At 65.7% G+C, this 15,517-nt stretch carries 13 protein-coding genes; 1 reads left to right on the top strand and 12 read right to left on the bottom strand.

Features of this window, described 5'->3' with window-relative positions; translation table 11 throughout:
* Positions 1-114 precede the first annotated feature (114 nt).
* Positions 115-534 (top strand): acyl-CoA thioesterase, encoded by a 420-nt coding sequence (locus PNO31109_RS00185; protein WP_150553630.1) that lies wholly within the window; start codon positions 115-117, stop codon positions 532-534.
* Positions 535-573: 39 nt separating this feature from the next.
* On the opposite strand, the gene PNO31109_RS00190 is transcribed toward PNO31109_RS00185, so the two are convergent.
* From PNO31109_RS00190 to PNO31109_RS00245, 12 genes are all read right to left on the bottom strand, one after another.
* Positions 574-1,341, bottom strand: coding sequence for an enoyl-CoA hydratase (locus PNO31109_RS00190; RefSeq protein WP_150553631.1), 768 nt, complete (start codon positions 1,339-1,341; stop codon positions 574-576).
* A gap of 190 nt (positions 1,342-1,531) precedes the next feature.
* Positions 1,532-2,731: an acetyl-CoA C-acyltransferase gene (locus PNO31109_RS00195; RefSeq protein WP_150553632.1), complete on the bottom strand. Its 1,200-nt coding sequence runs from the start codon at positions 2,729-2,731 to the stop codon at positions 1,532-1,534.
* A gap of 17 nt (positions 2,732-2,748) precedes the next feature.
* Positions 2,749-5,193 carry a 3-hydroxyacyl-CoA dehydrogenase/enoyl-CoA hydratase family protein gene (locus PNO31109_RS00200; protein ID WP_150553633.1) on the bottom strand — a complete coding sequence of 815 codons (2,445 nt, stop codon included), beginning with the start codon at positions 5,191-5,193 and terminating at the stop codon, positions 2,749-2,751.
* Positions 5,194-5,210: 17 nt separating this feature from the next.
* Positions 5,211-6,998: an acyl-CoA dehydrogenase C-terminal domain-containing protein gene (locus tag PNO31109_RS00205; RefSeq protein ID WP_150553634.1), complete on the bottom strand. Its 1,788-nt coding sequence runs from the start codon at positions 6,996-6,998 to the stop codon at positions 5,211-5,213.
* A 48-nt stretch (positions 6,999-7,046) separates the two neighbouring features.
* Complete coding sequence (locus tag PNO31109_RS00210; protein WP_150553635.1) at positions 7,047-7,640, bottom strand: TetR/AcrR family transcriptional regulator; 594 nt, start codon at positions 7,638-7,640, stop codon at positions 7,047-7,049.
* A 166-nt stretch (positions 7,641-7,806) separates the two neighbouring features.
* On the bottom strand, positions 7,807-8,964 hold the full coding sequence (gene clsB / locus PNO31109_RS00215) for a cardiolipin synthase ClsB (RefSeq protein ID WP_150553636.1): 1,158 nt from the start codon (positions 8,962-8,964) through the stop codon (positions 7,807-7,809).
* Between the two features lie 18 nt (positions 8,965-8,982).
* The gene (gene nudB, locus PNO31109_RS00220) at positions 8,983-9,447 is read right to left on the bottom strand and encodes a dihydroneopterin triphosphate diphosphatase (RefSeq protein WP_150553637.1); all 465 of its coding nucleotides are present in this window, start codon (positions 9,445-9,447) and stop codon (positions 8,983-8,985) included.
* Positions 9,448-9,636: 189 nt separating this feature from the next.
* The gene (gene aspS, locus PNO31109_RS00225) at positions 9,637-11,439 is read right to left on the bottom strand and encodes an aspartate--tRNA ligase (RefSeq protein ID WP_150553638.1); all 1,803 of its coding nucleotides are present in this window, start codon (positions 11,437-11,439) and stop codon (positions 9,637-9,639) included.
* Between the two features lie 47 nt (positions 11,440-11,486).
* Positions 11,487-12,131, bottom strand: coding sequence for a DUF502 domain-containing protein (locus PNO31109_RS00230; RefSeq protein WP_039408262.1), 645 nt, complete (start codon positions 12,129-12,131; stop codon positions 11,487-11,489).
* Positions 12,132-12,230: 99 nt separating this feature from the next.
* The gene (locus PNO31109_RS00235; RefSeq protein WP_150553639.1) at positions 12,231-12,554 is read right to left on the bottom strand and encodes an FmdB family zinc ribbon protein; all 324 of its coding nucleotides are present in this window, start codon (positions 12,552-12,554) and stop codon (positions 12,231-12,233) included.
* A 288-nt stretch (positions 12,555-12,842) separates the two neighbouring features.
* On the bottom strand, positions 12,843-14,282 hold the full coding sequence (locus tag PNO31109_RS00240; protein WP_150553640.1) for a high affinity choline transporter 1: 1,440 nt from the start codon (positions 14,280-14,282) through the stop codon (positions 12,843-12,845).
* 400 nt (positions 14,283-14,682) lie between these two features.
* Entirely contained in the window at positions 14,683-15,432 is a 750-nt protein-coding gene (locus PNO31109_RS00245) for a methyltransferase domain-containing protein (RefSeq protein WP_150553641.1), read from the bottom strand.
* Positions 15,433-15,517: the final 85 nt, after the last annotated feature.

Below are 15,517 nucleotides of genomic sequence, written 5' to 3' on the forward strand. Positions count from 1 at the left end.
CGCAGCGGCCCTCCGAGGCCCGCGCCAGTCCGGCCGTCGGGTATGACGCGCGCTTCGCCGTGTTTCCCGGCCCGCCGGACTTTTCCGGCTCCCCCGGCTCACGCAAGGAATCTCATGAGTACCCCGACCCCTGCCCTCACGGCCCTGCCCGAAGAAAAACAACTGGCGTTGCGCGTGATGCCGATGCCCGCCGACGCCAACGCCCACGGCGACGTCTTCGGCGGCTGGATCATGTCGCAAGTCGACATCGCCGGCTCCATTCCGGCGGCCCAGCGCGCCAACGGCCGGGTAGCCACCATCGCCGTCAACTCGTTCCTGTTCAAGGAGCCGGTCTTCGTCGGCGATCTGCTGAGCTTTTACGCGACCATCGTGAAGACGGGAAACACGTCGATCACCGTCTACGTCGAGGCATATGCGCAGCGCATGCGCCTGTCGCACGAGATCGTCAAAGTCACCGAGGCGATGGTCACCTACGTGGCCACCGACGAGGACCGCCGCCCGCGCCCGCTGCCCAAGCTCGACGCACCGGCGTGAGCGCGCTGGCATGCCGGCCCGGCCGAGCGGCGGGCGGGCTCACGAGAACTGGCTGAAATCCGGTTTTCGCTTCTCGAAGAAGGCCGTGAACGCCTCGCGCGCCTCGGGCGAGATCAGCCGCTTGCCGAACTCCAGCGCTTCCTCGCGGATGCGCTCCTGCACGTCGCGCGCGCTGTCGCCCTTCATCAACTGCTTGGTCGCGTGCAGCGACGCGGCCGGCATGGCGGCCAGCTGTGCGGCCCGTCCGGCCGCATAGTCGGCGAGCTCGGCGGCCGGCACGATGCGATTGACGAAACCCATGGCCACCGCCTCACTCACGTCGAACGGCTCGCCGAACAGCAGCTTCTCGGCGGCGCGCTGATACCCCGCCACGCGCGGCAGCAACCAGCTCGACGCTGCTTCGGGACACAGCGCCAGTTGCGAGAACGGCAGCGAGAACCGCGCCGTCTCGGCAGCGTAGACGACGTCGCAGTGCAGCAGCAGCGTCGTGCCCACGCCCACGGCGTTGCCGGCCACGGCGGCCACGATCGGCTTGCTCGCCTGGCTGATGGCGCGCAGGAACTGGAACACGGGGGCGTCCTCGTCCTTCGGCGGATGCTTGAGGAAGTCCTCGAGGTCGTTGCCCGCGGAGAATGCCTCGGGCTGCCCCTGGATCAGGATCACGCGCAGCGAGGCGTCGGCCTCCGCCTCGTTGATGCCGTCGGCCAGCGCCTGGTACATCGCGGCGGTAATTGCGTTTTTCTTGTGCGCGCGGTTGAAGGTCAGCACCTGCACCGCGCCCTGGCGCTGCACCAATACGTCTTCCATCTCGTTTGTCTCCTTGGGGGAACGCCCCGCCGCCGGCCCATGCGCCGCCTGCGGTATGAAAAAACGCCGGGGGCGGCTGCGCATTCGCACGGCCACACCCCGGCGCCTCGGATCGTCAGTGCCGGGTGCCAGCACAGCACCACGGCATCGTGGGATGCATGATCGCGCTTGCTCCCGAGCGGTGACCGGCTTACATGCGCTCGAGAATCCCCGCCGCGCCCATGCCGGTGCCCACGCACATCGTGACCATGCCGTACTTCAGGTTATGACGGCGCAGCGCGTGCACCACGGTCGCCGCGCGAATCGCCCCGGTGGCGCCAAGCGGGTGACCCAGCGCAATGGCGCCGCCCATCGGGTTGACCTTGCTCGTGTCCAGGTCGAGATCCTTGATGACGGCCAGCGCCTGTGCGGCAAACGCTTCGTTCAGCTCGATCCAGTCCATCTGGTCCTGCGTCAGCCCCGCGGCGCGCAGCGCGGCCGGAATGGCCTCCTTGGGGCCGATGCCCATGATCTCGGGCGGCACGCCGCGCACGGCGAACGACACGAAGCGCGCGAGCGGCGTAAGGTTGAATTGCTTGAGGATCTTCTCGCTCACGACGAGCAGCGCGCCGGCGCCGTCCGACGTCTGCGAGCTGTTGCCCGCCGTGACCGAACCCTTGTTCGCGAACACCGGACGCAGCTTGGCCAGGCCTTCGATCGACGTATCGGGGCGCGGCCCCTCGTCGAGCGAGAGTGTGCGCGTCTTGACCGCAACCTCGCCCGTCGCGAGGTTCGGGAAACGCTCGACGATCTCGATGGGCGTGATCTCGTTCGCGAACTCGCCGGCCTGCTGCGCCTTGATGGCCTTCTGGTGCGAGGCCAGCGCAAAGGCGTCCTGCGCTTCGCGCGACACGCCCCACTGCTGCGCGACCTTCTCGGCGGTCAGCCCCATGCCATAGGCAATGCCCACGTTCTCGTCGCGCTCGAAGATCGACGGAGAGAGCGAGGGCGTGTTGCCCATCATCGGCACCATGCTCATGCTCTCGACGCCGCCCGCGATCATCGCGTCGGCTTCACCCACGCGGATGCGGTCGGCGGCCATGGCCAGCGCCGTAAGGCCCGAGGCGCAGAAGCGGTTGACGGTCACGCCGCCCACCGTGTTGGGCAGCCCGGAGAGCAGCGCGCCGATGCGCGCCACGTTCAGGCCCTGCTGCGCTTCGGGAATGGCGCAGCCAATGATCGCGTCCTCGATCACTTTCGGATCGAGATCGGGCACCTGCGCGAGCGTGCTCTTCAGGATGGTCGCGAGCAGGTCGTCCGGACGCGTGTTCTTGTAGCTGCCCTTCGGTGCCTTGCCGATCGGCGCGCGGGTGGCGGCAACGATGTAGGCGTCTTGCAGTTGTTTGCTCATGTCAGTCTCCGATCGGCTTAGTTGCGCACCGGCTTGCCGGTTTGCAGCATGCCCATGATGCGTTCCTGGGTCTTCGACGTGCCCAGCAGGTCGATGAAGGCGCGACGCTCGAGCGCCAGCAGCCATTCTTCGTTCACGAGGCTGCCCGCTTCGACGTCGCCGCCGCACACGGCTTCGGCGATGCGCGAGGCGATCAGGAAGTCGTGCGCCGAGATGAAGTTGCCGTCGCGCATGTTCACGAGCTGGGCCTTGATCGTCGAGATGCCCGAGCGGCCCGCCACCGGAATGCCGGCTGGCTTGAGCGGCGGCCGATAGCCGGCCATGGCCAGCGCGCGCGCCTCGTTGCGGGCGACCGACAACAGTTCGTGCACGTTGTAGACGATCGTGTCCGACGGCTTGAGGTAGCCCATCTCGCGTGCGTCGAGCGCGGAGCTCGAGACCTTCGCCATGGCCGCATTGGTAAACGACTTCGTCACGAACTGGAGGTATTGCACGCTGCCGGCTGCCTGCGCGGCCTCGGCCGCGCGAATGGCGGCTTCCTTCAGGCCGCCGCCGCCCGGCACGAGGCCCACGCCGACCTCCACCAGACCGATGTAGCTCTCGAGCGCGGCCACGCGCTTGGCGCTATGGAGCAACAACTCGCAGCCGCCGCCCAGCGCAATACCGGACACCGCCGAGACGACCGGCACCTGCGCATACTTCACGCGCATCATGCCGTCCTGGAATTTCTTGATGAAGGGCTCGATGCCCTTCGCACCGCCCATCATGAACGCCGGCATCGCGGCGGCCAAATCGGCGCCGGCCGAGAACGGACCGCCCGGCGCGCCGAGCTGCAGCGACGTCGGCTGCCACACCACCACCGCGCGGTACTGCTGCTCGGCCAGATCGATGGCGCGCGTCAGACCGTCGATGACGTCCGGGCCGATCGTGTTCATTTTCGACTTGAACGAGACGATGAGCACGTCGTCCTGGCCCGGCGTGTCGTCGACCCACACGCGCACGGCGTCGTTCTCCTCGATGGTCTTGCCGAACTTGCGCGGATCGTTGCCCGCTTCGCCCACGAGCGAAGCCGGGAACACCTGGCGCTGGTACACCGGCAGCGTGCTGCGCGGCACGAAGGCGTCTTTCGCCGGCGCATAAGCGCCCTGTGCGGTATGCACACCACCGGCTTCGGCGACCTTGCCGCTGGTGACCCACTTGGGCAGCGGCGCGCTCGACAGGGCCTTGCCCGCGTCGATGTCTTCCTGCACCCACTGGGCGACGTCCTTCCAGCCGGCGGCCTGCCAGTCCTCGAACGGCCCCGTGCTCCAGCCGAAACCCCAGCGGATCGCAAAGTCCACGTCGCGCGCGCTCTCGGCAATCTGCTCGAGATACACGCCGATGTAGTGAAACACGTCGCGGAACACCGCCCACAGGAACTGCGCCTGCGGGTGGGTCGATTCGCGCAGCAGGCGCAGCCGCTCGGCCGGCGCCTTCTTCAACATGCGTACCACCATTTCGTCGGCCTTCTTGCCCGACTCGACGTATTCGCCCGACTGCGGGTCAAGGACCTTGATGACCTTGCCTTCCTTCTTGTAGAAGCCCGCCCCCGTTTTCTGCCCCAGCGCGCCCTTCTCCACGAGCGCCTTGAGCACCGGCGGGGTGGCGTAGGTCGGGTAGAACGGGTCGTCCTTGAGGTTGTCCTGCATCGTCTTGATGACATGGGCCATCGTATCGAGACCGACCACGTCGGCCGTGCGGAACGTGGCCGACTTGGCGCGGCCGAGCTTGCTGCCGGTCAGGTCGTCGACGACGTCGAACGCAATGCCGTACTTCTGCGCCTCGGCGAACACCGCCAGGATCGAGAAGATGCCCACGCGGTTCGCGATGAAGTTCGGCGTATCCTTTGCGCGCACCACGCCTTTGCCGAGCGTGGACGTGAGGAACGTTTCGAGCTGATCGAGGATCGCCGGCTCGGTGGCCGCCGTCGGGATCAGTTCGACCAGATGCATGTAGCGCGGCGGGTTGAAGAAATGCACGCCGCAAAAGCGCGCCTTCAGGTCGGCGTCGAAGCCCTCCGAGAGTTCGGTGATCGACAGCCCCGACGTGTTCGAGGCGAAGATCGCATGCGCGGCCAGGTGCGGCGCGACCTTCTTGTACAGGTCGTGCTTCCAGTCCATGCGCTCGGCGATGGCTTCGATCACCACGTCGCATTCGCCCAGCCGGGCGAGGTCGTCCTCATAGTTGGCCGCCTCGATGTACTGCGCATCGGCCTTGTCGGCGAACGGCGCCGGGCTCAGCTTCTTGAGGCCTTCGATGGCGCGCGTGACGATGCCGTTCTTCGGGCCTTCCTTGGCCGGCAGATCGAACAGCACGACGGGCACTTTCGCATTGACCAGATGCGCGGCGATCTGCGCGCCCATCACGCCGGCGCCGAGCACGGCGACCTTGCGGACGACCAGGGGTTTGTTGGTTTGGCTCACGGTAATCTCCTCCGCTCTCAGAACAGGTCGACGTCGATATCCATCAGCGTCTTCGCGCCGGCACGGGCCATGCGGATTTGCGACGCGGTCTCCGGCAGCAGCTTGGCGAAGTAAAAGCGCGCCGTGGCGAGCTTCGATTCGTAGAACTTGTCGCCGCTGCCTTGCTTGTCGAGCGCAATGCGGGCCATGCGCGCCCAGAAGTACGCGAACACGAGATGGCCGACCACGCGCTGATACGGCACGCTCGCCGCGCCCACCTCGTCCGGATTGGCCATCGCCTTCATGCCGATTTCCATCGTCAGCTTCTGGACCTTGTCGCCGATGTCCGCGAGCGGGTTGACGAACTCCTGCATCTCTTCCTTCACGCCTTCGGCCTCGACGAAGTCCTGCACGATCTTGCCGAACTTCTTGAGCTTCGCGCCCATGTCGCCGAGCACCTTGCGGCCGAGCAGGTCGAGCGCCTGGATCGAGTTGGTGCCTTCGTAGATCATGTTGATGCGCGCGTCGCGCACGTACTGCTCCATGCCCCACTCGGAAATGAAGCCGTGGCCACCGTAGATCTGCAGCGCGTGGTTCGTGCACTCAAACGCGTTATCGGTCAGGAACGCCTTGATGATGGGCGTGAGCAGTGCGACGAGATCGGCGGCCTCCTTGCGCTGCGCTTCGTCGGCATGCGAGAGCTCCTTGTCGATGTGCAGCGCGGTCCAGTACGAGAACGCGCGGCCGCCTTCGACATAGGCCTTCTGCGTGAGCAGCATGCGGCGCACGTCGGGGTGCACGATGATCGGGTCTGCAGGCTTGTCCGGCGCCTTGGGGCCGGTGAGAGAGCGCATCTGGATGCGCTCCTTCGCATAGGCGAGCGAGTTCTGATAAGCGACTTCGGTGAGGCCGAGCCCCTGCATGCCCACGCCCTGGCGTGCGGCGTTCATCATCACGAACATGGCGTTCAGGCCCTTGTTCGGCTCGCCCACGAGCCAGCCCTTCGCGCCGTCGAGATTCATCACGCAGGTGGCATTGCCGTGAATGCCCATCTTGTGCTCGATCGAGCCGCACTTGATGCCGTTGCGCTCGCCCGGTGCGCCGTTCGCGTCCGGGATGAACTTCGGCACGACGAACAGCGAGATGCCCTTCGTTCCCGGCGGCGCATCGGGCAGACGCGCCAGCACCAGGTGAATGATGTTCGCGGCCATGTCATGCTCGCCGGCCGAGATGAAGATTTTCGTGCCCGAGATGCTGTACGAACCATCGCCGTTCGGCTCGGCCTTCGTGCGCAGCATGCCCAGGTCGGTGCCACAGTGCGGTTCGGTCAGGCACATCGTGCCGGTCCATTCGCCCGAGACGATCTTCGGCAGATAGGTCGCCTGTTGCTCCGGCGTGCCGTGCGCGTGCAGGCACTCGTAGGCGCCGTGCGAGAGGCCCGGATACATCGTCCAGGCCTGATTGGCCGAGTTGAGCATTTCGTACAGGGCGTTGTTCACGACCTGCGGCAGACCCTGACCGCCGAACTCCGGATCGCACGCAAGGGCGGGCCAGCCGGCTTCGACGTATTGCTGGTAGGCGGCCTTGAAGCCCGTGGGCGTGCTCACCACGCCGTCGCCTTCGTACTTGCAGCCTTCGCGATCGCCCACCTGATTGAGCGGGAAGATCACTTCGCTACAGAACTTGCCGGCTTCTTCGAGCACCTGATTGATGGTATCGGCATCGATGTCCGCGTGTTTCGGCAATGCCTTCAATTCGTTTTCCACGCCCAGCAGTTCGTGCAGAACGAATTGCATGTCGCGCAGCGGCGCGTTGTACTGTCCCATGACCTACTCCTCCGAACAAATCGAATCGAATCGCGGACGGCTCGCGCCTTACCCGCGCTGATAAGACGAAATCAGTTTTTCCAGTGCCACCCGGGTCATCTCCACGGCGCCCGCCTCCCGCAGGAAGCGCGCATCGTGATGCAGGCCGAGCGTCAGGCTGTACATCTCGAAGAGCATCAGACGCGGATCGGTGTCCGCACGCAGATGCCCCTCCTCCTTCGCCTGCGTGATCGCGCGCAGCAGGGCCGAGCGCCACAGCCGCACACTCTTCACCAGGGCTTCGCGCACCGGACTGGCCGCGCGATCGTCGTATTCGACGGCGCCGCTGATGTAGATGCAGCCCGTCGTGACTTCGCGAATGCGCTTGTCCATCCAGCGATCCACCAGCGCCCTGAGTCGCGGCAGCCCGCGCGGCGCCTCCATGCTGGGCGCGAACACCTCCTGCTCGAAGCGCCGCTGGTATTCGCGCAGCACCTCGATCTGCAAGTCCTCGCGCGAACCGAAATGCGCGAAGACGCCGCTCTTGCTCATTTGCATGCGATCGGCCAGCAAGCCGATCGTCAGCCCTTCGAGTCCGTCCCGCCCCGCCAATTCGAGCGCGGCATTGAGGATCGCGGCACGTGTCTGTTCACCCTTTCGCATGTGTATGGCATCGCTTTGGTTATCCGTTCTCCGATGCTAACCAAAAAATCGAACGGCCGTCCTATTATTGGGGGACGCCCATGGGCGAACAAGGAATTTATTAGATCGGAATACCTAATCGATTTCGGGCGATACGCTGCGCCCGAGCGGCCGCAGGCACGCCGATTCAGTCGTATTTCCAGCGCGTGAGGACTTTCATCGCCAGCCGATACAGGCGATAGGCCAGCCATTGGTGAAAGCGCCGCCAGCGCGAGCGCTCGCCGTAGCGGGCGGGATCGATCAGGCGCGCGTCGGCGAACGCCCGCCGGATGTGGTCCCGCAACTGGATGACCACGGGGTCGTCGAGCACGACCACGTTGGCCTCGTGATTGAGGAAGAGCGACAGCGCGTCGAGATTGGAGGAGCCCACCGTCGCCCAGACGTCGTCGACCACGGCAACCTTGCCGTGCAGTTGGCGCATATCGTACTCGCCGATACGCACGCCGGCGTCGAGCAGCTTGGCGTAGAGCCAGGGCACCGCCGTATCGAGCAGCCGGAATTCCTTGCGGCCGATGAGCAGATGCACCGCCACGCCGCGGCGCGCGGCTTGCGTGAGCGCACGCCGCAGGCGCCGGCCCGGCACGAAATACGGGTTCGCGAGCCAGACCTCGTGGCGCGCGCGCCCCAGCGCCATCAGATAGGCCTTTTCGACGGCGCGGCGATTGTGCAGGTTATCCCGTGCGACGAACGCCGCCTGGCCGGCGTAGGGCGCGTGCAGGCGCCCGCGCAATCCGTGGTGCCGATGCCGGAACGGCGTGCCCAGATAGCCCGGCGCGAGACGCAGCCACTGAATATGGAACGCGATGGCGATCTCGGCCACGATCGGGCCGCGGCATTGCACGGCGAAGTCCCAGCGCGGGTCGTCCATGCGCACGCCGCCCCCGCCGTTGTAGTCGTCGATGATGTTGATGCCGCCCACGAACGCCACCGCATGATCGATGACCGCGAGCTTGCGGTGCGTGCGCGAAAAACCGAACCTGCCAAACAGATGCGGGTTGTAGATGCGATGCATCACGCCGGCTTCGCGCCAGTCGTTGAAGTACGCAAGACGCCGGCTCGTGCCGATGCCGTCGGTGATCACGCGCACGGCGACTCCCCGTTGCGCGGCGCGCTGCAGGGCAGCCGAGACATTCTGGCCGGCATCGTCCGCTTCGAAGATGTACGTCTCGAGCGCGACCTCGCGCGTGGCGTTGTCGATGGCGTCGATGAGCGCGGTGAAGTATTCCTGACCGAGATAGAGCAGCGTCAGGTGATTGTCGTGCGTGAACGGCAGGTATTTGCTCATCGGCGCGCAATGCGGCGGCTAGCGCACGCGCGAAGGCAACTGCAGGATGGCGTCGCCGTTCGATGGCGAGAAGCACCGGGCGGCGGCCGCCTCCCAGGGCATCCACGCATAGGCGACGTGCTCGCGCGGCGCGAGCGTGACGGGCGTGTTCTCGGGCACGCACAGCCCGAACCAGTGCTCGGTGTTGCGCGTGACGCCCGGCGCATAGCGATGCGCCCATCGCTCGTAGATGTTGTATTGAATCTGGTGGCGCCAGTCGGTGAGCGCACTGGCGGGGACGGCCCCGCCGGCGCCGACGCGAATGCCGGTCTCCTCGAACACTTCACGCGTCGCCGTCTCGGCCAGCGGCTCGTCGATGCGATCCTTGCTGCCGGTCACGGACTGCCAGAAGCCCGGCGCATCCGCGCGCTCGATGAGCAGCACGTCGAGCGACGGCGTATAGATCACGACGAGTACGGATTCGGGAATCTTGAACGGCTTCATGCGGGCAGCGATGACTCGATCGGAATCGGCTTGGGTGCCTCATTGTAATGGGCAAATGCGCGGCGTCGATGCCGTGATGCGAGGTATCACGGCGAATCGTCGGCAAAAGAAAAACCCCCTTGCCTTCCGGCACAGGGGGTCGGGAATGCGGTGCGTCGGCCTTGGGGAAGACCGGCGCCAGGGCATTCGTCAGGCCTTCGGCGCTTCCGGCTGACGCAGACGGATGTGCAGCTCGCGCAGTTGACGCTCGTCCACGGGCGACGGCGCCTGCGTGAGCAGATCCTGCGCGCGTTGCGTCTTCGGGAAGGCGATCACGTCGCGGATCGAATCGGCGCCGGCCATCATCGTGATGATGCGGTCCAGACCGAACGCGATGCCGCCATGCGGCGGCGCGCCATACTGCAGCGCGTCGAGCAGGAAGCCGAACTTCGCACGGGCTTCTTCCTCGCCGAGCTTGAGCGCACGGAACACCTTGCTCTGCACGTCTTCCTGGAAGATTCGGACCGAACCGCCGCCGATTTCCCAGCCGTTGAGCACCATGTCGTAGGCCTTCGCCAGGCACTTGCCCGGATCGGACTCGAGATAATCGATGTGCTCGTCCTTCGGGCTCGTGAACGGGTGGTGGCACGCCACCCAGCGGGCGTCTTCCTCGTCGTACTCGAACATCGGGAAGTCGACGACCCACAGCGGACGCCAGCCCGCTTCGAACAGGCCGTGGCTCTTGCCGAACTCCGAGTGACCGATCTTCAGGCGCAGTGCGCCGATACCGTCGTTGACGATCTTCGCCTTGTCCGCGCCGAAGAAGATGATGTCGCCGTCCTGCGCGCCGGTGCGCTCGAGAATCGAGGCGATGGCGGCGTCGTGCAGGTTCTTCACGATCGGGCTTTGCAGACCGTCGCGGCCCTTGGCCACTTCATTGACCTTGATCCAGGCCAGGCCCTTCGCGCCGTAGATCTTCACGAATTCGGTGTACGCGTCGATCTCGCTGCGCGAGATCTCGGCGCCGCCCGGCACGCGCAGCGCGACCACGCGGCCGCCTTCGGTCGTGGCCGGCACGGAGAACACCTTGAAGTCCACGTCGGCCATCACGTCGGTCAACTCGGTGAATTCGAGCTTCACGCGCAGGTCCGGCTTGTCCGAGCCGAAGCGGCGCATGGCTTCGGCGTACTCCATGACCGGCACCTTGGCGTCGAGCTCGACGCCGATGGCTTCCTTGAACACATGACGGATCATGTTCTCGAACAGATCGCGAATTTCCTGCTCGGAGAGGAACGAGGTTTCGCAGTCGATCTGCGTGAACTCCGGCTGACGGTCGGCACGCAGGTCTTCGTCGCGGAAGCACTTGGTGATCTGGTAGTAGCGGTCGAAGCCGGCGACCATCAGCAGTTGCTTGAAGAGTTGCGGCGACTGCGGCAGCGCGAAGAACTGGCCCGCGTTCACACGCGAGGGCACCAGGTAGTCGCGCGCGCCTTCCGGCGTGCTCTTGGTGAGCATCGGGGTCTCGATGTCGATGAAGCCTTGCGCGTCGAGATACTTGCGCACTTCCATCGCCACCTTGTAGCGCAGGCGCAGGTTGTATTGCATCTGCGGGCGGCGCAGATCCAGCACACGATGCGTCAGGCGCGTGGTCTCCGACAGGTTCTCGTCGTCGAGTTGGAACGGGGGCGTCACCGAGGCGTTGAGCACCTGGAGTTCGTGGCACAGCACTTCGATCTTGCCGCTCGTGAGGTTGGCGTTCTCGGTGCCCGCCGGGCGGGCGCGCACGAGACCCGTGACCTGCACGCAGAATTCATTGCGCAGGCCTTCAGCGGCCTTGAACATCTCCGCGCGATCCGGATCGCACACGACCTGCACCAGACCTTCGCGATCGCGCAGGTCGATGAAGATGACCCCGCCGTGATCACGGCGGCGATTGACCCAGCCACAAAGCTTGACCGTTTGGCCCAGTTGTTGCTCGGTCACCAGACCGCAGTAGGAGGTACGCATGGACATTTTGCTGTTCCGATTTTCAAGAAATGACGCCGGTGAATCCCGGTGGCTCACAGGAGCGGGCCGGGACGTTGCTGGCGCGGGTTGTGGGCGGGCGCCACCACGCCCATCGATACGATGTACTTGAGGGCGGCGTCGACGCTCATGTCAAGCTCGACGACGTCGCTCGCCCGCATCATCAGGAAGAAGCCCGAGGTCGGGTTGGGCGTCGTCGGCACGTAGACGCTTACGTACTCGCCCTGCAAGTGATTGACCACGTCGCCGCCCGGCGCGCCGGTCAGGAAAGCGATGGTCCAGGAATCCGCGTGCGGGTACCGCACGAGCAGCGCCTTGCGAAACGCGTTGCCGCTGCTCGACAGCAGCGTATCGGAGACCTGCTTGACGCTGCCATAGAGCGGTCCGACGATGGGAATGCGCGTGAGCACGGCCTCCCACCAGCCGACCAGCTTCTGGCCAATGAAATTATGCGCCAGAAGACCGACGACGAACACGAAGGCCAGCGTGACCACCACGCCGAAGCCCGGCACGCGCATGCCGATGAGGCGCGACGGCTGCCATTCGTCGGGCAGCAGGAGCAGCGTCTGGTCCATCGTGCCGATGATCAGGCCCAACACCCACAGCGTGATCGCGAGGGGCACCAGCACCAGCAGGCCGGTGAGGAAAATCGTCTTCAACGCGGGTTTTTTGACGCTCATGGCAGGACTCGCGAATGTGGGCGGGGCTAGGGAATTCGGCGCGAACGTGCGCGCCGGGTCAACTGGCCGGACGCGCCGGCCAATCCATTGTCGGCAGGCTCAGTGACAGGCACAACCGCCGCCGCACGAGGCCGCCGAGGCACTCGACGACTCGCCGCCGGCCGACGACGCGCTCTCGCCCGAAGGCGCCGCGGCCGATGCCGCCGCCGGGCCGGACGCCGTAGCGCTTGCGCCGCCCGAACCGCCGCGGAAGTCGGTCACATACCACCCGGACCCCTTGAGCTGGAACCCGGCAGCCGTCACCTGCTTGCGAAACGAGTCCTTGCCGCATTCCGGGCATTGGGTGAGCGGGTCATCGCTCATTTTTTGCAGCACATCCTTGGCGAAACCGCATGTTTCGCAACGATAGGCATAGATAGGCATGATTCTTTCTTCTTTCCGACGGAAAAAGACACGCAAAGCCTTGAATTATAACCGCTTCACAAGGCTTTCGGGATTTGTCCGGAGAATATGGGGGCGCGGGCGGGCGAGATCAAGAGATGGCGTCAGTGCGGCGATCGCCGCAATCGTCGGGAATGCCGCGCGACGGCCCGCCCAAGATGTGGCGAAGGACGGCGCCGGCCGCCCTTTCGCCTTCATGCCCGCCGACGGCCGACGTGCGACTGGCGAACCCCGTCATATTAGCGGGCACTCACTTTCCGCCTGAAGACCTCAAATCGTCGAGATCTGCTGCTCCGGCTCACGCTGCGACGCCGGCTGCACGAGGGAGCCGACGACCATCCCCGTGATCGAGGCCAGCAGGCCGGCCAGTTGCGGCGGCACCAGCGCGTCGGGCGCGAACATTTCACAGCCGATCCACACGAGCAGGCCGGCGAACACGGCCAGCGTGCCGCCCAGCGAGCTCGAACGCTTCCAGTACAGGCCGAACGCGAGCGGGACGAAGCAGCACACGAGCGTGACCTTGTACGCGCTCTCCACCATCTGGAAGATCGACGCCTTCGAATTGAGCGCGTAGACGAGCACCAGCGCGGTAAAGCACAGGACCACGATCCGCATCAGGCGCAGCAGGTGCTTGTCGTCGATGCGACCGGGCAGCATCGGGCGGATGATGTTCTCCGCGAACGTCACCGACGGCGCGAGCAGCGTGGCCGAGGCGCAGCTCTTGATCGCCGAGAGCAGTGCCCCGAAGAACATCACCTGCGCGAGCACCGGCACGCTGGTGAGCACCAACTGCGGCAGAATCTGCTGCGGATCGGAGCCGATGTACTTCTGCACCATCGACGGCACAATGAGCAGCGCCGAGTACGCCAGGAAGATCGGAATGAACGTGAAGAAGAAGTACAGCACACCGCCCGTCACCGAGCCGGCGACCGCCACGTTCTCGGACTTGGACGACATGACGCGCTGGAACACGTCCTGCTGGGGAATCGAGCCGAACATCATGGTAATGCCCGCGGCGATGAACGCGAGCACGTCGGCCGGGTTCATTTCCGGCAGAAACACGAACTTGCCGGCCTCCGAGGCGTGGGCGATCACGGCGCTCGCGCCGCCCGGCACCATGCCCGAGACTTCCACGGCGATGTACACCAGCCCCACGACGATGATGATCATCTGGATGAAGTCGGTCACGGCCACCGAGATCATGCCGCCGAGCAGCGTATAGGCGAGCACCGAGATGGCGCCGATGATCATGCCGGTCGGCTCCGACATCGCGCCGCCCGACACCGTGTGGAACACGAGGCCGAGCGCCTTGATCTGCGCGCCGACCCAACCGAGGTACGAGATCACGATCGCAATACTCGTCACCACTTCGACCGTGCGGTTGTACTTGAGCTTGTAGAAGTCGCCGATCGTCATGAGGTTCATGCGATACAGCTTGCGCGCGAAGAACATGCCCACGAGCACCAGGCACATCGACGAGCCGAACGGATCGGCGACCACGCCGCGCAGACCTTCGCCGATGAACGTGGCCGGAATGCCGAGCACGGCTTCCGAGCCGAACCACGTGGCAAACACGACGGCGATGACCATGCCGTAGGGCAAGCGGCGGCCGGCGACGGTGAAATCCTTGGTATTGCGGACCTTGAGGGCGGCCAGCAGCCCGATGGCCACCGAAATGACCCAATACAGAATGACAAACCAGATCAGCATAACGCGGCCCCAGCCAAGCCCCAGGGCGGCGAGCGCGGCGAGGCAACGCTAACGGCGAGGGCGTGATCCGGCCGCATGAGGGCCGCCGCGCGAGCTAACCGAGCCAACGTTACCGAGCCATGGGCCGCAGCCTTCCGGGCAACAGAAAATCAGGTCGTGCATGACGGGGCTGATGCGATTCAGCGCTCGGGGGCGCCCGTTTTTGCCACCTGGCGAAAAAATTTTCGGCCGATTATAGCGGCGTGGGCGGCGCGCGGGGAAAAAATCACAATTCCGATGTCAGATCGTGGCAAATATCGGGAAATACCCAGGCGCTTGATGAGGTTGCGCGCAGTTGGCCGCAAAGCTGCGGCGCCGTCGCGCTCGCCCCTTGCAGTCGTCCCCAAGGCGCAGGCGGGCGTCACCGCCGCCGCCACACCATCCAGTGCTCGGCGCCGGCGAAGACCGGCACCGAATCGGTGACAAGCCGGTCGACCTCGCAGACGAAGTCCTTGCCGAGCAAGGTCTCGAGCGCCTGCGGGGCGATCCCGAACGGCGGACCTTTCGGCGTCTCGCGCAGGAAAAAGAAGCCGGCAAGGCGAGCACCCGACGGCAGCAGCCGGGCCATGCGCACCGCGTAGTCCTGCCACATCGTGCGCGGCAATGCGCACAGAAATGCGCGCTCATAGACCATGTCGAGCGCGAACGGCGGCGTGTAGGTGAAAAAGTCCGCCTGTTCGACCAGCGCCGCACGCGGACCCAACTGCGCCCTGGCGGCGGCCACGGCTGCCGGGGCGAAGTCGATGGCGCGAACCGGCCAGCCCTGGGCGTCGAGCCAGGCGGCTTCATACGCGGCGCCGCAGCCCGGGATCAGCGTCGCGCGCGGCGCGGGCTCGCCCGCCACGAAGTCGCGCAATGCCTGCGGCACGCCGGCGGCGTCCCAGGGCATGAAGGCGTTGGCGAAGCGCTCGTTCCAGAACTCCGCGCGCGACGGATCTCGCGTCGCAAAAGCAGGGGCAGCCGCTGGCGGGCATCCGGCGGCCCCAGCAGCCCCAGCGGACCCGGCGGCGGAATTGGCCGAGCCGGCGGGAACGCCCGACGCGCCGCCCGCAGGACGGTCCTCGTCCCTGGGAGCCGCAAGCGGCGTGCGGAACTTGTGCAAGACAGCCATCGACGACACCTTCCGACGAAAAATCGGCCGACAGAGCCGGCCGACGCATGATTGCAAATTCGATTGCCGTCCGGTCGCAGGCAAG

It is taken from the genome of Pandoraea nosoerga (assembly GCF_902459585.1).
Classification (GTDB): Bacteria; Pseudomonadota; Gammaproteobacteria; order Burkholderiales; family Burkholderiaceae; genus Pandoraea; species Pandoraea nosoerga.